The 21,887-nt window shown below is 57.2% G+C and carries 23 protein-coding genes; 14 read left to right on the top strand and 9 right to left on the bottom strand.

What is annotated here, in order from left to right:
* Positions 1-3: 3 nt before the first annotated feature.
* The 3 genes from fimC to fimA form a co-directional block, all read right to left on the bottom strand.
* The gene (gene fimC, locus SK47_RS04910) at positions 4-696 is read right to left on the bottom strand and encodes a type 1 fimbria chaperone FimC (protein WP_022650522.1); all 693 of its coding nucleotides are present in this window, start codon (positions 694-696) and stop codon (positions 4-6) included.
* Positions 697-730: 34 nt separating this feature from the next.
* Positions 731-1,273 (bottom strand): type 1 fimbrial protein subunit FimI, encoded by a 543-nt coding sequence (fimI, locus tag SK47_RS04905; RefSeq protein ID WP_003858910.1) that lies wholly within the window; start codon positions 1,271-1,273, stop codon positions 731-733.
* Positions 1,274-1,342: 69 nt separating this feature from the next.
* On the bottom strand, positions 1,343-1,906 hold the full coding sequence (gene fimA / locus SK47_RS04900; protein WP_003858911.1) for a type 1 fimbrial major subunit FimA: 564 nt from the start codon (positions 1,904-1,906) through the stop codon (positions 1,343-1,345).
* Positions 1,907-2,216: 310 nt separating this feature from the next.
* Here fimA and folD point away from each other — a divergent pair, with 310 nt between their 5' ends.
* The 5 genes from folD (at position 2,217) to SK47_RS04875 (ending at position 6,732) form a co-directional block, all read left to right on the top strand.
* A complete protein-coding gene (gene folD / locus SK47_RS04895) occupies positions 2,217-3,083 on the top strand; it encodes a bifunctional methylenetetrahydrofolate dehydrogenase/methenyltetrahydrofolate cyclohydrolase FolD (protein WP_006809817.1) in 867 nt (288 codons plus the stop codon).
* A gap of 2 nt (positions 3,084-3,085) precedes the next feature.
* Complete coding sequence (gene ybcJ, locus SK47_RS04890) at positions 3,086-3,298, top strand: ribosome-associated protein YbcJ (protein ID WP_022650521.1); 213 nt, start codon at positions 3,086-3,088, stop codon at positions 3,296-3,298.
* Positions 3,299-3,531: 233 nt separating this feature from the next.
* Positions 3,532-5,031: a PTS transporter subunit EIIC gene (locus tag SK47_RS04885; RefSeq protein WP_048243562.1), complete on the top strand. Its 1,500-nt coding sequence runs from the start codon at positions 3,532-3,534 to the stop codon at positions 5,029-5,031.
* A gap of 83 nt (positions 5,032-5,114) precedes the next feature.
* Positions 5,115-6,131, top strand: coding sequence for a Mal regulon transcriptional regulator MalI (gene malI / locus SK47_RS04880; protein WP_023296051.1), 1,017 nt, complete (start codon positions 5,115-5,117; stop codon positions 6,129-6,131).
* 73 nt (positions 6,132-6,204) lie between these two features.
* Complete coding sequence (locus SK47_RS04875; RefSeq protein WP_048243560.1) at positions 6,205-6,732, top strand: metal-dependent hydrolase; 528 nt, start codon at positions 6,205-6,207, stop codon at positions 6,730-6,732.
* An 89-nt stretch (positions 6,733-6,821) separates the two neighbouring features.
* Here SK47_RS04875 and cysS read toward each other — a convergent pair whose 3' ends face one another.
* Positions 6,822-8,207, bottom strand: a complete 1,386-nt coding sequence (cysS, locus tag SK47_RS04870) for a cysteine--tRNA ligase (protein WP_022650518.1) — start codon at positions 8,205-8,207, stop codon at positions 6,822-6,824.
* 175 nt (positions 8,208-8,382) lie between these two features.
* On the opposite strand from cysS, the gene ppiB reads away from it, so the two are divergent.
* The 5 genes from ppiB (at position 8,383) to mnmH (ending at position 12,450) form a co-directional block, all read left to right on the top strand.
* Positions 8,383-8,877 (top strand): peptidylprolyl isomerase B, encoded by a 495-nt coding sequence (ppiB, locus tag SK47_RS04865; protein ID WP_000256009.1) that lies wholly within the window; start codon positions 8,383-8,385, stop codon positions 8,875-8,877.
* Between the two features lie 3 nt (positions 8,878-8,880).
* Positions 8,881-9,603, top strand: a complete 723-nt coding sequence (lpxH, locus tag SK47_RS04860) for a UDP-2,3-diacylglucosamine diphosphatase (protein WP_022650517.1) — start codon at positions 8,881-8,883, stop codon at positions 9,601-9,603.
* A 118-nt stretch (positions 9,604-9,721) separates the two neighbouring features.
* Positions 9,722-10,231, top strand: coding sequence for a 5-(carboxyamino)imidazole ribonucleotide mutase (purE, locus tag SK47_RS04855; protein WP_003858921.1), 510 nt, complete (start codon positions 9,722-9,724; stop codon positions 10,229-10,231).
* Positions 10,228-11,295: a 5-(carboxyamino)imidazole ribonucleotide synthase gene (purK, locus tag SK47_RS04850; RefSeq protein WP_003858922.1), complete on the top strand. Its 1,068-nt coding sequence runs from the start codon at positions 10,228-10,230 to the stop codon at positions 11,293-11,295. Before purE ends, purK begins: the two co-directional genes overlap by 4 nt.
* A gap of 84 nt (positions 11,296-11,379) precedes the next feature.
* Positions 11,380-12,450, top strand: a complete 1,071-nt coding sequence (mnmH, locus tag SK47_RS04845; RefSeq protein ID WP_022650516.1) for a tRNA 2-selenouridine(34) synthase MnmH — start codon at positions 11,380-11,382, stop codon at positions 12,448-12,450.
* A 125-nt stretch (positions 12,451-12,575) separates the two neighbouring features.
* Here the strand turns inward: mnmH and SK47_RS04840 are convergent, their stop codons facing one another.
* The 3 genes from SK47_RS04840 to ybbA all read right to left on the bottom strand — a co-directional run bounded on the left by SK47_RS04840 (position 12,576) and on the right by ybbA (position 17,001).
* On the bottom strand, positions 12,576-13,721 hold the full coding sequence (locus SK47_RS04840; protein WP_022650515.1) for a porin: 1,146 nt from the start codon (positions 13,719-13,721) through the stop codon (positions 12,576-12,578).
* 182 nt (positions 13,722-13,903) lie between these two features.
* On the bottom strand, positions 13,904-16,318 hold the full coding sequence (ybbP, locus tag SK47_RS04835; protein ID WP_045346981.1) for a putative ABC transporter permease subunit YbbP: 2,415 nt from the start codon (positions 16,316-16,318) through the stop codon (positions 13,904-13,906).
* A complete protein-coding gene (ybbA, locus tag SK47_RS04830; RefSeq protein WP_023315548.1) occupies positions 16,315-17,001 on the bottom strand; it encodes a putative ABC transporter ATP-binding protein YbbA in 687 nt (228 codons plus the stop codon). The genes ybbP and ybbA overlap by 4 nt, the downstream gene beginning before the upstream one ends.
* Between ybbA and tesA the strand changes: the two genes are divergently transcribed.
* Genes tesA through SK47_RS04815 form a run of 3 tightly spaced genes read left to right on the top strand, consistent with a single transcriptional unit; the run spans position 16,972 to position 19,307 of the window.
* Positions 16,972-17,604, top strand: coding sequence for a multifunctional acyl-CoA thioesterase I/protease I/lysophospholipase L1 (tesA, locus tag SK47_RS04825; protein ID WP_003858933.1), 633 nt, complete (start codon positions 16,972-16,974; stop codon positions 17,602-17,604). The genes ybbA and tesA overlap by 30 nt on opposite strands.
* Complete coding sequence (locus tag SK47_RS04820; RefSeq protein ID WP_156172552.1) at positions 17,585-18,394, top strand: SDR family oxidoreductase; 810 nt, start codon at positions 17,585-17,587, stop codon at positions 18,392-18,394. The genes tesA and SK47_RS04820 overlap by 20 nt, the downstream gene beginning before the upstream one ends.
* 58 nt (positions 18,395-18,452) lie before the next feature.
* Entirely contained in the window at positions 18,453-19,307 is an 855-nt protein-coding gene (locus tag SK47_RS04815; RefSeq protein ID WP_048243556.1) for a co-chaperone YbbN, read from the top strand.
* A gap of 51 nt (positions 19,308-19,358) precedes the next feature.
* Here the strand turns inward: SK47_RS04815 and fetB are convergent, their stop codons facing one another.
* Together fetB and fetA are read right to left on the bottom strand one after the other, a co-directional pair.
* Positions 19,359-20,141, bottom strand: a complete 783-nt coding sequence (fetB, locus tag SK47_RS04810; RefSeq protein ID WP_023324253.1) for an iron efflux ABC transporter permease subunit FetB — start codon at positions 20,139-20,141, stop codon at positions 19,359-19,361.
* A complete protein-coding gene (gene fetA, locus SK47_RS04805) occupies positions 20,134-20,805 on the bottom strand; it encodes an iron efflux ABC transporter ATP-binding subunit FetA (RefSeq protein ID WP_015571235.1) in 672 nt (223 codons plus the stop codon). The genes fetB and fetA overlap by 8 nt, the downstream gene beginning before the upstream one ends.
* Before the next feature lie 142 nt (positions 20,806-20,947).
* Here fetA and SK47_RS04800 point away from each other — a divergent pair, with 142 nt between their 5' ends.
* The gene (locus SK47_RS04800) at positions 20,948-21,802 is read left to right on the top strand and encodes a hypothetical protein (protein ID WP_023324252.1); all 855 of its coding nucleotides are present in this window, start codon (positions 20,948-20,950) and stop codon (positions 21,800-21,802) included.
* Positions 21,803-21,887: the final 85 nt, after the last annotated feature.

Here is a 21,887-nt window from a genome sequence, read left to right as displayed (position 1 = left end):
TGCTCACAGGCTGACGCTACGCGCCGGCGTAATGGCGCCATAGTCATTCACACTCTGCCAGGAGAGCGTGCCGCTCGTAGCGGCAGGCAGCACCTGCTGCGCCGAGCTTTTAGGAGCAACCATCAGGTTATCCAGCGTCTGTCCGCCGAGCTTCAGATTGACCAGCGTGACGTAATACGGTGAGGCATTGCTCACCTTAAGATGGTTGCCGACGCGCTCAAAGCGCAGCTGTGAGAGCGCCTCTTCCGGCGGCATCGCCAGGTTAGCCGGGCGAACAAACAGCTTGATACGTGACAGAATAGCCAGTTGCAGGACGTTGTTGCCGTCCTGATGTTTTTTGCTGACGGAGGGAATCGCTTTGACGTTCATGTAAAAGAGCGATTCGCGATCGGCAGGCAGCGCCGGGCCTGCGTAGATAATGCGCAGGGTGTTTTCGCTGGCCGGCTCGCTGACAAACAGCGGCGGCGTGACGGCAAAGGTTTTTTCCTTTTGCCCGTTGGCATTTTCTATCCACGCGTTAATTAAATAGCGCTCTTGCTTATTGCTGTTGGTGATCGCCAGCGACGTTTGTTTGGCATCGGCCGGATAAATAACGCGCGTCGCGCCCAGCGCAATTCCGCCGGACGCATTCGCGCTGGCAGAAACCATCATCAAAATAAAAGATAAAAACAGTCCAGGTTTAATCAGGGTGTTCATCACAACCGTACCTTTAATAATTAGTTCGCAGGCGTCAGGGATAAATCAACGTAAACCAGACATTCGACTGAATAGTGCCTGGTACAAGGTGTTCGGAAATTGCCCGGTAGCGGGCGCTGAAATGAAATACCAGCTCGCGGGTGTTAATGGGTAACCAGCTCACCGCCGTCGCGTTCGGGATGATCTGACGTTGCTGTTCGTCAAAAAGCGCCAGCCCGACACCACTGCTGACCGCATTTTCCCCCGGCCGCGATGTCGCCAGGAAAACCTGCGGGTCTTCTGCCGGTGTCACTCCCTGGAACTGGATCCCCACGGTGCGGGAGACGTCCACGCTGCAATCCAGCAGACGTACGGTGAAAGGCACATTAACCGTGGAAAAGCTGCCGACGCCGGAAAAGGCGTTTGTGCGGTATTGCCCCATATCCACGCGCATATTCTGGCTGTCCGGAGCCACGGCGCAGCCGCCGTTAACCAGCTCTCCCCTGAGGTGTACTTTGCCGCCGTCAATAACCACGGTATGTGCGTTTACCGCTGGGGCAATCGCAAGGGCGCACAGCAGTATCCCAGTCCTTGTCATCCTTCGCTCCCGGTATAGGCGATCAAAAGACCTCTTCCCTGAGGCCAGCCACATCCCTGTACTCAGGCATTACTCGTATTTCATTACGAATGTTGCGTCCGCGTTTGCCTGGCCTGGCTCGGTGGTCGCCGCCGTGGCTTTATAGCGTGCGGTGAAGTTCAGGGTGTTAGTCCCTTCAATCAGGTTCTGCGCCGCAGAGAAGGTTGCACCGTCCGGGGTCAGCGTGGAGGATTTGCTGTCGAGGATCTCAATACCTACGCCCTTCGCGGAGTTGTCGTTGTTACCGGAGCTTACCGCCAGCAGCGTTTTGTCGGTGGCGTCGATCTGGCCGGTAAACGCGACAGCAGCGGTTTTCGCTACCGCAGGATCGCAGTCGTTCAGTTCGATGGTGAACGGAATATTGGAGGTGGTGTCACCCACTTTAGTGAATTTCGCGGTACGGTACTGGCCAAGATTAACCGTCTGCTCTGAAGAGTCAGTATTCACTGAACACGCGGCATTCACTAATTCACCTTTAAAATGCACCGTACCACCGTTTACAGATACAGGCGCTACCGGATCTTCTGCGTGAGCGGCACCCGCGACCAGGGCCAGAGTTGCAATAACAGTAGAAGCAATGTTGCTGAGTTTCATGTCTATTCCTTTAAAATGTAAATAACCCTTCCCGCGCATATTCGGGAATAAGAAATACGTTCAATTAAAAAATTGAAGGCTTATTTCGGAGAGGACAAAGTAGCTCAGGAATCTATTTTGTAATATGTCAAAACGCTGCCATTTAGCCAGGTCACATCCTAATCACCTCTAAGAAATTGACCATGCCCTGAGAAGGGATTTTGCGGGACATCGATGAAATCTCGTAAAGGGTGACTGACAGCGGCGCTCGCTTCTGACAAAATACAGGCAATCCCCCCTTTCTAACGTTACAGACGGAATCTTCTCTCTGATGGCAGCAAAGATTATTGACGGTAAAACGATTGCGCAGCAGGTGCGCTCTGAGGTTGCGGAAAAAGTGAAGGCGCGTAAAGCCGCCGGATTTCGCGCCCCCGGGCTGGCCGTTGTGCTGGTTGGCAGCAACCCGGCTTCGCAAATTTATGTCGGCAGCAAACGCAAAGCGTGTGAAGAGGTGGGGTTCGTCTCCCGCTCTTACGATCTGCCGGAAACCACCAGCGAAGCGGAACTGCTGGAATTGATCGACACCCTGAATGCCGATAAAGAGATCGACGGTATCCTGGTTCAGCTGCCGCTGCCTGCGGGCATCGACAACGTGAAGGTGCTGGAGCGTATCGCGCCGGACAAAGACGTTGACGGTTTCCATCCGTATAACGTAGGCCGCCTGTGCCAGCGCGCGCCGCGCCTGCGTCCATGCACCCCGCGCGGCATCGTGACGCTGCTGGAGCGTTATAACATCGATACCTATGGCCTGAACGCCGTGGTGATTGGCGCCTCCAACATCGTGGGCCGTCCGATGAGCATGGAGCTGCTGCTGGCGGGCTGCACCACCACCGTCACCCACCGCTTCACTAAAAACCTGCGTCACCACGTCGAAAACGCCGATCTGCTGATCGTTGCGGTCGGCAAGCCGGGCTTTATTCCGGGCGAGTGGATCAAAGAGGGCGCAATCGTCGTGGACGTGGGTATTAATCGTCTGGAAAACGGCAAAGTGGTCGGCGACGTGGTGTATGAAGATGCCGCAGCGCGCGCATCCTATATTACTCCGGTCCCGGGCGGCGTTGGCCCGATGACGGTAGCAACACTGATTCAGAATACCTTGCAGGCGTGCGAGGAGTATCACGACGTAGAGGACGCGTAATCATGGCAACTTTTTCTTTAGGTAAACACCCGCACGTTGAGCTGTGCGATCTGCTGAAGCTGGAAGGCTGGAGCGAAAGCGGCGCGCAGGCGAAAATCGTCATCGCCGACGGGCAGGTAACAGTAGACGGCGCGGTGGAAACCCGCAAGCGCTGCAAAATTGTCGCGGGTCAGACCGTGAGCTTCGCAGGTCAGAGCGTGACCGTGACGGCCTGAGCTGTCTGATGCCCTCACCCTAACCCTCTCCCACAGGGAGAGGGGATAAACATCCCCTCACACCCATCACGGTTAATTATCGATCAACTTCAAATAATCACTATTCCCTCTGGCGAAATGTGAAATTTAAGTTGCGCGATTTTCAGACTTTCCCCACGATAAGTAGAACGTTCTACTAAAACGTTCTACTTACAATAACAGCGCAAAAAAAGCGCTACTCGGGGGAAATCAGCATGAGCCTGATATCAGGGTTTGTTAAATCGCTGTCTAAGTTATCGATGATTGGTCGCGCCTTAATGCTGCCAATTTCACTGCTTCCCGCTGCGGGCCTGTTGCTGGCCTTCGGCGATAAGTTCCACTTGCCGCTGATGATGAACGCAGGCGGGGTTATCTTTGATAACCTGCCAATGCTCTTCGCCATCGGCTCTGCCGTCGGACTGGCTTCGGAATCCGGCATTGCCGCTCTCTCTGCGGCGGTCTCCGTGTTTGTCACTAACATCACCATCAGCACCGTGCTGAGCATTACGCCGGAAATGGCCTCCCAGGGCGGGAAATACGCCATGGTCGTCGGCATTCCGACGTTACAGATGGGCGTCTTTGGCGGCCTGATCTGCGGTATTCTTGCGGCCTGGTGTTACAACCGCTTCCACACCATGCAGCTGCCGGAATCCCTCGGCTTCTTCTCCGGCAAGCGCTTTGTGGCGATTGCGACGGCGTTTCTGTCGTTCCTGCTCGGCCTGCTGCTGCCGTACGTCTGGCAGCATATTCAGTCCGGCATCGACGCCCTGTCCGTGGTGGTGAACGGCGATAACCAGGCGGCCTCGACCTTTATCTTCGGGCTGGTGGAGCGCGCGCTGATCCCGCTCGGCCTGCACCACATCTGGTATCCCTCCTTCTGGTATTCGTTCGGGGATTACACTACCCAGGCGGGTCAGGTGATCCACGGCGACCAGACCATCTGGTTCAAGATGCTGGAAGAGGGAGTGAAATCCTTCAGCAGCGACACCTACCAGAACGCCGGGAAATTCATGCAGGGCGAGTTCCCGCTGATGCTGTTCGCACTGCCCGCGGCGTGTCTGGCGATGTACCACGAAGCGCACACGAAGAATAAGAAAATCGCGGCCGGTATTCTCTTCTCCGCCGCCCTCACCTGCTTCCTGACGGGCATCACCGAGCCGGTAGAGTTCACCTTTATCTTCGTGGCGCCGATCCTTTACGTCTTCAACGCCATCATGGCAGGCCTGGCGTACATGACCATGTACCTGCTGCATGCGCATATCGCCAAGTCGTTCTCGGCGGGCTTTATCGACTACCTGTCGTTCGGGATCCTGCCGTCGTTTAACGGCTATCAGACCAACTTCCTGAGCGCCATTATCATCGGCATTCCGATGGCATTAATCTACTACTTCACCTTCCGCTTCGTGATCCGCCGTTTCGACGTGAAAACGCCGGGCCGCACCGAAGTGACCGCCAGCGCGAATGACAAGTCCGATTCCGAACTTGCCACCGAAATCATCGGCCTGCTGGGCGGTGCGCAGAACATTGATTCCGTCGGCTCCTGCATCACGCGTCTGCGTCTGGAAGTGGCGAAGAGCGAAGCGGTGGACCGGGACGGGCTGAATGGGCTTGGCGCGCGCGGCGTGGTGTTCGTGGGCGATAACGGGATACAGGTGATTTTCGGGGCCAGAGCACAGTTTATCGCCCAGACGATGTCCACGATGATTGGCAAATAATAAGATGCCTGAAGGAGGCGTCTCCTGTACGCTGGGGGTCGCCTCTTATCTGGCTGATAATCGGTAAATTTCAGGGAGCGGTTTTGAAGAAAGTCAGCATTATTGATGTCGCAAAGCATGCGGGCGTGTCGGTTTCTACCGTTTCGCTGGTGCTGCGCCAGAAAGGGAAGATCTCAGAGGCGACGATCGGGAAGGTCAATGCCGCCATCACAACGCTGGGCTATGTTCATAACGTCGCCGCTGCCAATCTTCGCGCCAACACCTCCAACCTAATCGGACTGATCCTGCGCGACTTCAGCGACAGCTTTTCCATCAAGGTGATGGCGAGCATCGTTCAGGAGCTGGAGAAGCAGGGTTATATGGTTTTTCTCGGTCAGCCGCTGAATGACGGCGAACATCTTGAGCGTACCCTGCTCTCGTTTAAGCAGCAGGGCGTGGCGGGCGTCATCTACCTGGCGTCGGACACCCGCGCCGCCTCTCTCCCGGAACACATTCGCCACTGCCCGCTGCCGCTTGTGGCGGTTTCGCAGTCATTGCTGGAAGAGAAATGCAACCTGGTGATGCGCGATAACCGCCAGGCGGCGAACCTGGCCGCGCGTTATCTTATCGAGCGCGGGCACCGCAACATCGCCTACATTGGCGGGCGCGACGGGTGCCGTATCCGCGAGCAGCGCCTGCTCGGTTTTCGCAGCGCGATGACGCAGAACGGCCTGGTCTGGCGTGAGGAATATTCTCCCGCCTGCACCGATGACACGCAGGCGGCGGCCATGGCGACTCGTCAGCTGCTGGAGAAGAACAACACGATTACCGCCCTGCTCTGCCATTCACCGGACGCGATGATCGGTTCGATCTCCGGTATTCACCAGGTGGGGCGCACGGTGGGCAAAGACGTGTTTTTAACCCAGCAGGTGGCGCTGATTGGTTTTGAAGATATGCTCCACGTTAATCTTACATCACCGTCACTGACTTACGTTTCGTCTGCCAGCGAAGAGACCGGCCGCCAGGCGGCAGGGCTGATGATCCGCAGGCTGAAAGAGCCGGATCTGCAAACGCAGCGCATTACCCTCTCCGGGCAGCTTATCGCGCGGGAATCGGCGTAAAATCAGAATTTAGCACAGGTTTGCTGCGGCGGATCTGCTGCTATATTCCCATGATTTGCCATGGATAAATGCAATGCCTACCGTTATCACCCACGCTGCCGTACCTCTGTGTCTGGGCTTAGGGCTCGGAACCAACGTCATCCCACCCCGCCTGCTGTTTGCCGGGATCGTCCTCGCCATGCTGCCCGATGCCGATGTACTGGCGTTTAAATTCGGTGTTGCCTACGGGAATATTTTCGGCCATCGCGGTTTCACTCATTCGCTACTGTTTGCCCTGGTGGTGCCGATACTCTGCGTGCTGGCAGGCCGACGATGGTTCAGGGCCAGCCTGACGCACTGCTGGCTGTTTTTAACCGTGTCGCTGCTGTCGCACAGCCTGCTGGATTCGATCACCACCGGCGGGAAAGGCGTCGGCTGGCTGTGGCCCTGGTCAGATGAGCGCTTCTTTGCGCCGTGGCAGGTGATCAAAGTCGCGCCGTTTGCGCTGTCGCGCTATACCACGCCATACGGGCATGAGGTCATTATCTCAGAACTGCTGTGGGTGTGGCTGCCGGGGATGGTGCTGATGGGGATGTTATGGTGGAGAAAACGTGCGCGCTGATGCCCTCACCCCGGCCCTCTCCCATGTAGAGAGGGAGAAAACCTAACAATTCCCTCTCCCTGTGGGAGAGGGTTAGAGTGAGGAGAAAATTACTTACGACGCCAGGTGGTTCCCTGCGGGCCATCTTCCAGAATAATGCCCATCTCGGTCAGACGGTTACGCGCCGCATCCGCCGCCGCCCAGTCTTTCGCCTGACGCGCTTCCAGACGCGCTTTAATCAGTGCTTCAATTTCCGCCACTTCGCCGTCGTCCGCCTGCGCGCCGCTTTGCAGGAACACATCCGGCTCCTGCTCCAGCAGGCCGAGCACGGAAGAGAGCTTACGCAGATGAGACGCCAGCGCATTGGCCGCCGCCATATCTTCTGACTTCAGGCGATTCACCTCACGCGCCATGTCGAACAGCACGGAATAGGCTTCAGGGGTGTTGAAGTCGTCGTTCATGACCTCAACGAAGCGGGCTTCGAACGCCTCGCCGCCTGCGGCTGGAACAGACTTGTCGGTGCCGCGCAGTGCGGTATACAGACGCTCCAGCGCAGCGCGCGCCTGCTTCAGGTTCTCTTCGCTGTAGTTCAGCTGGCTGCGATAGTGGCCAGACATCAGGAAGTAACGCACGGTTTCCGCGTCGTAATACTTCAGCACGTCGCGCACGGTGAAGAAGTTACCCAGCGATTTCGACATCTTCTCGCGGTCAACCATCACCATCCCGGAGTGCATCCAGTAGTTCACGTACTCGCCGCCGTGAGCACAGGTGGACTGCGCGATTTCGTTTTCGTGGTGCGGGAACATCAGATCCGAACCGCCGCCGTGGATGTCGAAATGGTTGCCCAGCTGCTTGCAGTTCATCGCGGAACATTCAATGTGCCAGCCCGGACGCCCTTCGCCCCACGGGGATGGCCAGCTCGGTTCGCCCGCTTTGGACATCTTCCACAGCACGAAGTCCATCGGATTACGCTTCACGTCAACCACGTCCACGCGCGCACCGGCCTGGAGCTGGTCCAGATCCTGGCGGGAAAGCGCACCGTAGGTTGGGTCCGTCGGCACCGAGAACATCACGTCGCCGTTGTCCGCCACATAGGCGTGACCACGCTCGATCAGCTTTTGGGTGATATCAATGATTTCATGGATATGGTGGGTCGCACGCGGCTCGCTGTCCGGACGCAGAATATTTAAGGCGTCAAAATCCTTGTGCATTTCGGCGATCATGCGATCCACCAGCGCGACAAAGCTTTCGCCATTTTCATTAGCACGTTTAATGATTTTGTCGTCGATGTCGGTGATATTGCGCACATACTTCAGGTTGTAGCCCAGGAAGCGCAGGTAGCGTGACACCACGTCGAACGCGACAAAGGTACGGCCATGGCCGATGTGACAGAGATCGTAAACCGTAATACCACACACGTACATGCCGACTTCCCCGGCATGGATAGGTTTAAATTCCTCTTTTTGGCGCGTCATTGTATTAAAGATTTTTAACATCGAAGATTCCATGTAAACACGTGTGTGGATTGTTTGTTCCTTATAATACCCATAATTCGGAGTACGGTCAGCACACAATGCAAGGTGATCGTGTCCTGTGGTTATGCTATAACAAGCCCCTATATGTGACCCGAGCACGGGTCGACGCACCACAATAACGGAACAGGATGCAAAAATGGTTACTTTCCACACTAATCATGGCGATATCGTAATCAAAACCTTTGATGACAAAGCGCCTGAAACAGTTAAAAACTTCCTGGACTACTGCCGCGAAGGTTTCTACAACAACACTATTTTCCACCGTGTGATCAATGGCTTTATGATCCAGGGCGGCGGTTTCGAGCCTGGCATGCGCCAGAAAGAGACGAAAGAAGCGATCAAAAACGAAGCGAACAACGGCCTGAAAAACACCCGTGGTACGCTGGCAATGGCCCGTACTCAGGCGCCACATTCTGCAACCGCACAGTTCTTCATCAACGTAGCGGACAACGACTTCCTGAACTTCTCTGGCGAAAGTCTGCAAGGCTGGGGCTACTGCGTATTCGCAGAAGTGGTTGAAGGGATGGACGTGGTCGACAAGATCAAAGCCGTTTCTACTGGCCGCAGCGGTATGCACCAGGACGTTCCTAAAGAAGACGTTGTGATTACAAGCGTGACCGTCAGCGAGTAATTCGTGGCGACACTCTTTATTGCGGATCTACATCTGCAAACAGAAGAACCGGCGATAACCGCCGGTTTTCTGCGTTTTTTACGCGGTGAAGCGAAAAACGCCGACGCGCTGTACATTCTGGGCGACCTGTTTGAGGCCTGGATTGGCGACGACGATCCGAACCCGCTGCACCGTGAGATGGCTGCGGCCATTAAAACGCTGGTGGATTCCGGCGTCCCCTGCTATTTCATTCACGGCAACCGTGATTTCCTGATCGGCCAGCGCTACGCCCGCGAGAGCGGCATGACGCTGCTGCCGGAAGAGCAGGTGCTAAACCTCTATGGCCGCAATATTCTGATCATGCACGGCGACACGCTCTGCACTGACGATACTGGCTACCTGGCGTTTCGCGCCAAAGTTCACACCCCGTGGATCCAAAAAGTGTTCCTCGCCCTGCCGCTGTTTATTCGCAACCGTATCGCCGCCAGAATGCGCGCGGGCAGCAAGGCCGCCAACAGCAGCAAATCGATGACCATCATGGACGTCAACCCGCAGGCGGTGGTGAAGGTGATGGAGAAGCATCGCGTTCAGTGGCTGATCCATGGCCATACCCATCGTCCCGATGTGCATTCCCTTATCGCCAACGGCGAGCCCGCCCATCGCGTGGTTTTAGGAGCCTGGCACAGCGAAGGATCGATGGTCAAAGTCACGCCGGAAGGTGTTGAACTGATCGCCTTCCCGTTTTAACCCTCCCCGTCTTTTCGCCCATTTCCCGACCACGCAACCGTTTTCCTTGCCGGTATTACATGCTATTCTCTGTGCCCTCGAAAGCAGTGTGTTCCGCACCACAGGAGTTTTAAGACGCATGTCTTCCCGCAATAATCCGGCGCGTGTCGCCATCGTGATGGGGTCCAAAAGCGACTGGGCTACCATGCAGTTCGCCGCCGAAATCTTTGAAATCCTGAATGTTCCGCACCACGTCGAAGTGGTTTCCGCGCACCGTACGCCGGATAAACTGTTCAGCTTCGCCGAAAGCGCCGAAGAGAACGGTTACGAGGTGATCATTGCCGGTGCGGGCGGCGCAGCACATCTGCCGGGCATGATTGCCGCCAAAACGCTGGTGCCGGTACTGGGTGTTCCCGTGCAAAGCGCCGCGTTAAGCGGGGTTGATAGCCTTTACTCTATCGTCCAGATGCCGCGCGGTATTCCTGTCGGTACGCTGGCGATTGGTAAAGCGGGTGCGGCAAATGCCGCCCTGCTGGCCGCGCAGATCCTGGCGACGCATGATAAAGAGTTACATCAGCGTCTGGCGGAGTGGCGTAAAGCCCAGACCGACGAGGTGCTGGATAACCCGGATCCGCGGGGTGCAGCATGAAGCAGGTTTGCGTTCTTGGTAATGGTCAGCTTGGCCGGATGCTGCGTCAGGCCGGTGAGCCGCTGGGTATTGCCGTCTGGCCCGTCGGGCTGGATGCCGAGCCGGAAGCCGTGCCGTTCCACCAGAGCGTGATCACCGCCGAAATTGAACGCTGGCCGGAAACCGCCCTGACCCGCGAGCTGGCGCGCCATAACGCCTTTGTAAACCGCGACGTGTTTCCGATCATTGCCGACCGCCTGACGCAAAAACAGCTTTTCGACAAGCTCGGCCTCGCGACCGCGCCGTGGCAGCTGCTTTCCGATAAGCGCGAATGGGATGACGTCTTTGCGATGCTGGGAGACCTGGCGATTGTGAAGCGTCGCGTCGGCGGCTACGACGGCCGCGGGCAGTGGCGCCTGCGCGCGAACGACACCGCCGAGCTGCCGGATGACTGCTACGGCGAGTGCATCGTTGAGCAGGGCATTAACTTTAGCGGTGAAGTGTCGCTGGTGGGCGCGCGCGGGCATGACGGGCACACCGTTTTTTACCCGCTAACGCATAACCTGCATCAGGACGGGATTCTGCGCACCAGCGTCGCCTTCCCGCAGGCCAATGCTGACCAGCAGGCGCAGGCGGAAGAAATGCTCTCTGCCATCATGCATGAGCTGGGCTATGTGGGCGTAATGGCGATGGAGTGTTTCGTCACGCCGTCGGGTCTGCTGATCAACGAACTTGCGCCGCGCGTGCACAACAGCGGTCACTGGACGCAAAACGGCGCCTCCATCAGCCAGTTCGAGCTGCACCTGCGCGCCATCACTGACCTGCCGCTGCCGCAGCCGGTGGTGACCAGCCCGTCGGTGATGATCAACCTGATCGGCACCGATCTGAACTACAACTGGCTGAAGCTGCCGCTGGTGCACCTGCACTGGTACGACAAAGAGGTACGTCCGGGGCGTAAGGTCGGCCACCTGAACCTGAACGATACCGACACGGACCGCCTGAGCGCTACGCTGGAAGCGATTGTTCCCCTGCTGCCGCCAGAATACGCGAGCGGCATTGTCTGGGCGCAGTCAAAACTGAAGTAAGTATCCCCCGCCGGGGAGTTGACCTTCCCCTTCCCCGGCGTACAATTCCCGCCCATTGCTGCTCAGTTTTCTTCTGGAATCACCATGAACGATGGAACGGACTATCGCGCGATCCTCGCGTCCGATACCCCTTTAATCGACGTTCGCGCGCCGATCGAATTTGCCCAGGGTGCGATGCCCGCCGCACTCAACCTGCCCTTAATGAACGACGACGAGCGTGCCGCCGTCGGCACCTGCTATAAACGCCAGGGTCCGGACGCCGCGCTGGCGCTCGGCCATAGCCTGGTCAACGGCGAGACGCGAGAGGCGCGCATCAACGCCTGGCGGGAAGCCAGCCTGGCCCATCCTGAGGGCTACCTTTGCTGCGCGCGCGGTGGCCAGCGCTCACACATCTCCCAGGCCTGGCTGAAAGAGGCGGGAATCGATTATCCGCTGATCCGCGGCGGCTATAAGGCCCTGCGTCAGACGGCGATTCAGGTGACCATTGAGCAGTCACAAAAACCGATGGTGCTTATCGGCGGCTGTACCGGAAACGGTAAAACGCTGCTGGTTAAGCAGCATGCGCAGGGCATCGATCTGGAAGGGCTGGCGCACCATCGCGGCTCATCATTTGGTCGCACGCTCACCCCGCAGCTTTCCCAGGCCAGTTTTGAAAATCACCTTGCCGTCGAACTGCTAAAAAAAGACGCCGCGCGCTGGGTGCTGGAAGATGAAGGCCGGATGATTGGCTCTAACCACCTGCCGGAATGCCTGCGCGACCGCATGGTTGACGCCCCTGTCGTTGTCGTCGAAGACCCCTTTGAAGTCCGCCTGGAGCGCCTGCGCGAAGAGTATTTCGACCATATGTGGGCCGATTTTTCTGCTGCCTACGGCGAGAAAGCGGGCTGGAAAGCGTATAGCGAATATCTGCATCACGGCCTGTACGCCATTCGTCGCCGTCTGGGACTGCAACGCTTCGCGGAATTTACCGCCCTGCTGGATGCCGCGCTTGTCGAGCAACAGCGTACTGGCAGCACTGACGCGCACTTCAGCTGGCTTGTGCCGCTGCTGAAGGATTATTACGACCCGATGTACGGCTATCAGCTGGAGAAAAAGGCGGAGAAGATTGTGTATCGCGGGACGTACGAAGAAATTGCTGAGTGGCTCGATCGCTGAAAAATAAAGCCGGGTGGCGAGGTAAAAGCAAAACGGCAACCTGGGTTGCCGTTTTTAATGTTTTTTCCCTCTCCCCGTGGGAGAGGGTCAGGGTGAGGGCATCAGGCCGCACCCTACATGACAACTTAGAAGTCGTAACGCAGACGCACCAGGTTCATGTCGCCCAGGTTGTCGGTGCTGGAGGTGAACACGTGTTCGTAATCCACGCGGAAACCGTAATCCAGCTGGAAGCTGATACCCACACCGTTGTCGATGCGCTGGTAGTTACGGCCATTCACGTACTCGATACGGTCGCCCATGAAGTACGGCTGGATGGATTTCACCGCATACTGACCAACAGGGAACTTGTAACCCGCAAAGTATTCAATACCCCATGCATCACCGGCGAAGTAGTCGTTAACGGACACTTTTTTGGTGGTCAGGAAGTTTTGATACCAGCCGCCGCCTGCGGAGAAGGTCCAGTTATCCGGCGTCCAGCTCAGGGCGGTACCAAGGATGTTCTGGTCGTAGGATTTGCTGTCGCCGTTGTCCGGGTTACGCATGTCCGCGCGGGTGTAGTTCCACGCTGCGCCCCAGGTCAGATCGGTGGTCAGGTGATAATCGATACCCAGTGAACCGCCGCCTTTACGCTTGTAGCGCAGGCCGTTGCCCGGCAGGTATTCGCTGTCTTCAAACAGGTAAGAGGCGTAGATGTCAGCATCGCCCACGGTTTTCTTGTACTTCAGCATCTGGCGTGAACGGTAAGAGCCGTCGTAGTCGCCATTAATCCCGTTACCTGGCGCCTGACCAATCATGTCGTAGTCCCAGATATCGGTTTTTGCGCCCACCACGTCATAGTACACGCTGTTCTGCTGGCCGAAGGTCAGCGTACCCCAGGTGTCGCTCTTCAGACCGGTGTAGAGCATACGGCGTGAAGTATCGTGCGCGCCGTCGGCGTAGTGGTTATCCCAGTTAAACTGCGCCGGAATGTTCACACCCAGCTCGTAGTAAGTGATCCAGCTGATGTCATCGAACAGGTAGTAGTCTGCCGCGAAACGGAAGCGGGTACCGCCGTCAAAGCCGTTGCGCTTGTAGCCGTTTTTGCCGTCATCGCCGGTCATGTTCTGGAACTGAGGACGAATACTACCGCCAACGGTGAAGTTCAGGCGGCTCAGCGGGTTACCCGCCTGCGGATCCTGTTTCAGAAGAGTGATTTCCGCCTGGGATGCGAAAGAAGCCAATGCCACTGCTGCGCCGATCGTTGTCGCCAGCGCTGTTTTTCTTATAGTCATTCTTTTTCCTTGATAGACACGCTGCTAAATATTTAGCTGGTGAATATTAACCGGAAAAATTCGGGCTGTGTGGGCGGGTTTTTAATGTTTTGTGCTACTAAATGCAGGGGCATTAACGATTTGTGCCGTTAAGCAATGACGCACCAGCAGAAATGCCGGTGCGTCATCATCACGTCAGTAAACTAGCTGACAAACTGGCGGAATAGCGCTTTACCTTTCAACAGCCGGGATCCGAGCCAGCCGCCGCACAGGGACAGCAGCACGGCGCCGCAGACGGGCAGCGTGAGCCACAGCCGCCAGTCGGGCTCCCACGGGAAGTCGAAGACTTTGCTCTGGAGTACCGCCAGCGCCGTTTCCGCCCCGATGGCCGCCACCAGGCCCGCCACCAGCCCGAGCAGGGCAAATTCGCTCCACAGCGTGGCGCGCAGCAGCCGTTTACTGGCCCCCAGCGTGCGGTAGACAACCAGCTCCTGATGACGCTGACGCATGCCGACCTGCACCTGCGCCAGCAGCAGCAATATGCCACAGATCGTCACCAGCACCACCATCACCTCCAGCGCGCGGCTTACCTGCTCCAGCACCTGCCCGACCTGTTTAAGGATCGCGCCAATATCCAGCAGGCTCACCGTCGGAAATTCCCGGTTAAGCTGCGTCAGCATGCCGTTGCCGTTTTCCCAGCGGAAGCTGGTGAGCCAGCTCTGGGGCTGTCCGTCCAGCGCACCCGGCGGGAAGATGAAGAAGAAGTTTGGCCGCAGGCTTTCCCAGTCCACTTTACGCAGGCTGGTAACTTTGGCGGTGAAATCCTGGGTATCACCGGTGAAGGTCACGCTGTCGCCGAGGTTCACGTTCAGGCGTGTCGCCAGCCCCTCCTCCATCGACACTTCCCCCGCTTTCGGCGGCCAGGTGCCAGCAACGATCGGGTTATGGTCCGGACGTTTCGCCTGCCAGGTCAGGTTGAGTTCGCGGTTGAGCGATTCATCCTTATTTCCCTCCGTCGACTGGCCGTTGATCTGCGTCAGTCGGGCGCGCACGATCGGATAGAACGACTCGGGAATAATGTGATGCTCGGACAGGAAGCCCTTCAGCGGCGTCACCTGCTCGGGCGCGATGTTGATCAGGAAATAGTTCGGGCTTTCTGGCGGAAGCTGCTGCTGCCAGCGATCCAGCAGATCCCCGCGCAGCACCAGCAGAAGCGCCAGCAGCATAAACGACAGCGAAAATGCCGAGAGCTGGCTGAGGGTAGACCACGGCTGGTGCAGCAGTCGGTTAACCGCTAACCGTATGGAAAGTGATTTAACTGTCAGCTTTCTCAGCACATTAAGCAGTATCCAGCCCACTACGCCGCACAGCAGCGCCAGCACCACCGCGCCCGCCAGCACCGCCCACAGCAGCGTACTGCCGCCCATCAGCCAGGCCAGCAGCCCGACCGCCACCGCAATAATCACCGGCAGGTAGAACTTCAGCGGCCAAACGCTGGCCACCACATCGCGGCGCAGCACGCGCAGCGGCTGGGTGGCGAGCAGCAGTCGGTACGGGCGTAACCCCACCAGCAGGGAGATCGTCGTCATCGCGCCGATTGCCCACAGCCACGGCCAGAGGCTGGCAGGCGGTAATGCGGCGGGCAGTACCGGTTTGAGCAGCACCATCAGAAGCTTTTCAAACAGCAGCCCTATCGCCCCGCCGGTCAGAGCCGACAGCGCCAGCACCATCAGCCACTGGCCGACAATCAGCTTGCGCAGTTGCGCGCGGCCCGCGCCGAGGGTTTTGAGGATCGCCACCAGATCGTAACGGCTGCGGCAGTAGTGCCCCATCGCCACGGCAACCGCCGCAATGGCAAGCAGCAGGGTTAACAGCGCCGACAGCAGCAGGAACTGCTGAGAACGCTCAAGAGATTTGCCGAGCGCCCCGTCATCCTGCTCCAGCCCGTACCAGCGGTGTTCCGGCTTGAGCTGCGGCAGGAGCCATTTTTCGTACGCCTCCAGCTGAGCTGGCGTTCCGCCAAACTTATACCGCCAGGTGACACGGCTTCCCGGCTGGACGGCGTGGGTTTTCGCCACATCCGCGGTGTTCATCAGCAGGCGCGGCGCAAGCTGGAACGGATTAAATCCGGAGTCGGGCTCCTGCACCACTTCCCCGGCAATTTTGAGTGTCGCGTCGCCGACATCGATACTGTCGCCGGGTTTCAGGTTCAACAGCGCCATCAGTCGCGATGCCAGCAGGACCGTACCGGCCGTCGGTTTTAGCCCCGGCGGGCTGGTTTGTAAGTCACCGTACATCGGGTAGATGTCATCCACGGCTTTTACGCTGGCAAGCTGCGGCGTGTCGCCCGCAAAGGTCATGGTCTGAAAGGTGATCTGCTCCCCTACTTTCAGCCCCTCTGTGCGCGCTTCCTCAATCCAGCCCGGCGGCACGGGGCGAGAACTTTGCAGAGCCCGGTCCCCGGCCATAAATTCCCGACTCTGCTGGCTAAGCCCTTTCTCCATACGATCGCTGACGCTACCGAGCGCCAGCACGCAGGCCACCGCCAGGCTCAACGCCAGCCAGACAATCAGCAGCGAGGGCGAGCGCCACTCGCGCCAGAACCAGCGGGCAATCATGCTTCCTCCTGAAGAATACCGTTCACCAGCCGCAGGCGGCGGTCGCAGCGGGCGGCCAGCTGCGGGTCGTGGGTAACCAGAATCAGCGTGGTGCCGTGCTCGCGGTTGAGGGAAAACAGCAGATCGGCAATTTTGTCCCCGGTTTTACGGTCGAGATTGCCCGTTGGCTCATCGGCAAACAGCACTTCCGGGCGCCCGTTAAACGCCCTGGCCAGCGCCACGCGCTGCTGCTCACCGCCGGAAAGCTGTGCCGGAAGGTGGTCGAGACGTTTTCCCAGCCCCAGCTGTTCCAGCAACGCCTTCGCGTGATCGCGGCTTTCACGGGTATTTTCACCGCGCAGCAGGCCAGGTAGCTCAACGTTTTCCAGCGCGTTCAGCGTCGGGATCAGCATGAATGACTGAAAGACAAACCCGATATGCCGGGCTCGCAGCGCGGCGCGGGCCTCTTCATCAAGCGCGTGGAGGGGCTGGCCGACCAGGTTCACTTCCCCACTGCTGCCATCGTCCAGACCGGCGAGAATGGCCAGCAGCGTGGACTTACCGGAACCGGATTCACCAATCAGGGCGATGGTTTCGGCACGTTTGACAACGAGTTCAACTCCGGTGAGGATGGAAAGCTCGTGTTCCCCCTGACCGACGGACTTCTTAAGACGATGAACTTCAACAATGTTTTCCGCTGGCATTTGCCCTTCCTGTTTTTGATGCTGATGACCTTCCGCGCGGCGGCTGCGGACACGTTATTGATTCTGGGCGACAGCCTGAGCGCGGGCTATCGTATGGCCGCCAGTGCGGCCTGGCCCGCCCTGCTCAATGATAAATGGCAGTCCCGGGCCTCTGTCGTGAACGGCAGCATCAGCGGCGATACGTCGCAGCAAGGCTTATCGCGCCTGCCTGCCCTGCTTAAGCAGCATCAACCGCGTTGGGTGCTGGTCGAACTGGGCGGTAATGATGGTTTGCGCGGCTTCCAGCCTCAGCAAACGGAGCAAACGCTGCGGACCATTTTGCAGACCATTAAGGCCGCCAATGCCCAGCCGCTGCTGATGCAAATTCGCCTGCCCGCTAACTACGGCCGTCGGTATAATGAGGCGTTTAGCGCGATCTATCCTAAGCTTGCCAAAGAGTTTGATATTCCGCTGCTGCCATTTTTCATGGAAGAGGTCTATCTGAAACCCCAGTGGATGCAGGATGATGGCATTCACCCCAATCGCGATGCCCAGCCGTTTATTGCCGACTGGATGGCAACCCGGCTGGCTCCTTTAGTAAAACATGACTCGTCAAACAGCTGAGAACCTGACAGGTAAAGTTATGCAAAAATCGGTCTTAATAACAGGATGTTCCAGCGGAATTGGCCTTGAAAGCGCCCTTGAACTGAAACGTCAGGGGTTTTGGGTGCTGGCAGCCTGCCGCAAACCCGAGGATGTCGAACGCATGCGAGGGCTGGGATTTACCGGCATTCTGCTGGATCTCGATTCGCCAGAGAGCGTAGAGCAGGCCGCCGATGAGGTTATCGCCCTGACCAACAACCGTCTTTACGGTCTGTTCAACAATGCGGGCTACGGCGTGTACGGCCCGCTACAGACTCTCTCACGGGAACAGCTGGAGCAGCAGTTCTCCGCAAACTTTTTCGGGGCGCATCAGCTTACCATGCGCCTTCTCCCGGCCATGCTGCCGCACGGCGAAGGGCGGATTGTCATGACCTCCTCGGTGATGGGCCTGATCTCCACGCCGGGCCGCGGGGCTTACGCTGCCAGTAAATATGCGCTTGAAGCCTGGTCCGATGCGTTGCGCATGGAGCTGCACCACAGCGGTATTAAGGTCAGCCTGATTGAACCCGGCCCGATCCGCACCCGCTTTACGGAAAACGTTAACCAGACGCAGGCGGACAAACCGGTCGAAAATCCCGGCATCGCGGCGCGTTTTACGCTTGGGCCAGAAGCCGTCGTTGCCAAAGTGCGCCACGCGTTTGAGAGCGATACCCCTAAAATGCGCTATCCGGTCACGCTGGTGACCCATGCCGTCGGCTGGTTGAAACGCCTGCTGCCGGGGCGGATGATGGACAAAATTTTGCAGGGTTGAGTTGAAGCGACCACGCTTACCCCCATGTAAAGAGTAAACCGATAAAAGAGAATGCCGCATGTCCGTACAGAATATCGTCAACATAACTGAAGCTAACCTGCAACAGACGCTCGAACAGTCAATGACTAAACCGGTGCTGTTCTACTTCTGGTCTGAACGCAGCCAACACTGCCTGCAACTGACGCCGGTCCTGGAAAGCCTTGCCGCGCAGTACAACGGTCAGTTCATTCTGGCGAAGCTGGATTGTGACGCCGAACCGATGGTGGCTTCCCAGTTTGGCCTGCGTGCGATCCCCACCGTCTACCTGTTCCAGAACGGTCAGCCGGTGGATGGCTTCCAGGGGCCGCAGCCAGAAGAGGCGATCCGCGCCCTGCTGGATAAAGTCCTGCCGCGCGAAGAAGAGCTGAAAGCGCAGGAAGCCATGGCGCTGATGCAGGAAGGCAAGTACGACGAGGCGCTGCCGCTGTTAAAAGACGCGTGGCAGCTGTCGAACCAGAACAGCCAGATTGGTCTGCTGCTGGCAGAGACCCAGATTGCGCTGCACCGCCCTGAAGACGCGGAAGCCGTGCTGAAAACGGTGCCGATGCAGGATCAGGATACCCGTTATCAGGGTCTGGTGGCGCAGATTGACCTGCTGAAACAGGCGGCCGATACCCCTGAAATTCAGCAGCTTCAGCAGCAGGTTGCAGACAAACCGGAAGATGCCGCGCTGGCAAGCCAGCTGGCGCTTCAGCTTCACCAGGTGGGGCGTAACGAAGAGGCGCTGGAGCTGCTGTTTAGCCATCTTCAGAAGGACCTGGGCGCCGCAGACGGACAGGCTCGGAAGATGTTCCAGGAGATCCTGGCCGCGCTGGGTACCGGTGACGCGCTGGCGTCGAAATATCGTCGTCAGCTGTACGCGTTGCTCTACTAGCAAAAAAATGCCCGGTGGCGCTAATGCTTACCGGGCCTACAAAAGCAGATATTACCCCGTCTTTTTCAACTGCGTCACCACCAGCTGGTGGCGAGCGTTGTAAAACTTCCGATAGGTCAGGTAGCAGGCAATGATGGTGGACAGGCTCGCCGTAGAGAGCAGCATAAACGTCACCATAATCTGGTATTTAATGGCTTTTACCGGATCGATACCGGCAAAAATCAGCCCCGACATCATGCCCGGCAGGCTCACCAGCCCCACCGTTTTGGCGGAATCCACCGTTGGGATCAGCGAAGAGCGAATGCTGTCGCGGATCAACCTCGCCGAGGCCACCTTCGGCGTCGCGCCAAGGCTTAGCTTCTCCTGAAGCTGCTGCCGTTCACTGCTGAACCGTTGCCCCAGATTGTTGTAGCACAACCCGACCGCCACCATCGCATTGCCCGCAATCATCCCGGAAATGGGGATCACCTGCATCGGTGTAAATTCTATCGAGCCGGAAAGCACCAGCACAGCCAGCGTTAACGCGGTCCCGGTAGTGATGGCGATCAACGACGAAATGAACGCTTTATCGATGTATTTACTGCGTTTCTGCGCGTTCCATGCCGCGTTAAAGCAGATAAACAGCACCATCAACAGGGTCAGCACGGCATGATTGACGTTGAAGATGTATTTCAGCACATAGCCGACGATGATGAGCTGAATGACCGCGCGGGCGATACTCCAAAGAATATCTTTTTCCAGCCCCAGCTTTTCCCGGTAGCTGACCACAATCGCCACCAGCACCAGGACCATCGACAGCGCCAGCGATTCGTTAGTTATGTTATGTTCACCCACGGTGAGCCTCCTCCATTTTCCCGCCCTGCGGCCTGAGCGTGATGACATCATCCGCATGGGTAATTTCATTTGAATCATGCGTCACCCACAGCACGGCAATATTCTGCTCCCGGGCGTAGCGATGGATAATGTCATTGACGTTGCGCTTGTTAGCGTCATCCAGCGCGCTGGTGATTTCGTCCAGCAACAGCGCCTTCGGCAAGAATTGCAGGTTACGGATCAGCGAGACGCGCTGCTTTTCCCCTCCCGACAGTTCGGCGATCGATTTGGTCAGCGTCTCCGGCGAAAGCCCGAACCGGGTCAGATCGTCGGTAAACTTTTTCGGATCAGGCGTTTGGTTGCGGATGTGCCAGGGGAAAACCAGATTGTCGTACACCGTGTCGCCAAACAGGGACGGCGTTTGCACGCAGTATGACACCTGCTGGCGATAGCTTTCCGGTGAAAGCGTGGCGATATCTTTTCCTGCAAACAGGATGGTTCCCTCCGTTGGGCTCAGTAGCGAAGCCACGATTTTCAGGAGGGTGCTTTTGCCGCAGCCGGAGGGACCGGTTATCAGTTTAAATTCGCCCGGAGAGAGACAAAAATCGACGTGCTGAAGGATGGTGTTATCACCCACACGAAAGCCAACATCCCTGATATCCAGAAGATTTTTTTTATTATTCATTCCGATTCCATTAACCGCTGTGATAAGAAGAGCCTTTAGCATAATCCTTTCCGCTACGCAGCGCGAATAGCCTTAACCTATAGCAAGTGTTAAACTTTTTGCCTGTTTATTGTCACCTCTATCACTACAGGAAGTCAGCAACATGACACATATCTTTTATGAGTTCTCCTCCCTGAAGCCTGGTGTTCCTGATGTGGAAACATTAATGGAAGTCATCAATTCTTCTGAACTCACGCGTTTTGTCATGGGTGCAGAGGTGGTCGATTTTGTTAAGAAGGCGCTCATCGTTAACACCACAATCGGTAGCTTTAAAAACTGCTATTTTGCTTTTGATGATGGGGCTTACTTTCTCGAGTTTGACGGCAAGGGTAAATCCAGACGCTTTACTGAGGTGCCTGACTGGTTCGTTTCCCCTGCGGAATTTGCCCGCTCGCAATGGCTGATTAACCATGACCTGGCCGATGTGAAGGCGACGGCGTTTATTGACGTGCTGATGTCCTACCCGCTTAAAGAGCGCCGGGCGCACTGCAATCTGCTGTTTGGTCTGGATCTGCATAAGGTCAATGTGGTTCCGGCACCTACAGCCCCTGCCGGAAAAATGGGCAATAAAAACGGAAAAACTACCAAGCCTCGCGTTACGGATCTCGGCTCTTTTGAGCTTTTTACCGCGTTCTTTGCGCGTATGAAAACCGCCGTCAATGCTAATGAATTCCCTACCCTACAGGTGCTGACCGGCCAGGAGGATCTTACAAAAGCGCCGCACAACTTAAAGCAAGGGATCAGAACCTGGTTTAAAGCGATTACTGGCGATCTGCCGCCGAACAACAAACGTGTCGGGGCGGGCAATGCGGTATTGTTCTGCGCTCCCGTTCGCGAGCAGATCCAGCAGATAGAGGCCATCGGCCTGGAAAAATACTATCAGGGCTTATCAAAAGCCATCGCTGACGCCGGGGATGGGTTTATCACTGACTTCAGCTATACCTGGTCTGAAAAGTAACGCTTTGCGCCCCGCATCCCGAACGGGGCGTTTTATTTCTGCCAGTCCGGTTCCCACCTCTTTACAGGGGCGAAATCCTGTTCGT

Source organism: Enterobacter sp. BWH52, assembly GCF_001037565.1.
GTDB lineage: Bacteria > Pseudomonadota > Gammaproteobacteria > Enterobacterales > Enterobacteriaceae > Enterobacter > Enterobacter hormaechei_C.
Note: the sequence above shows the minus strand (reverse complement) of the source record. Positions and strands in the feature narration are given on the sequence as shown.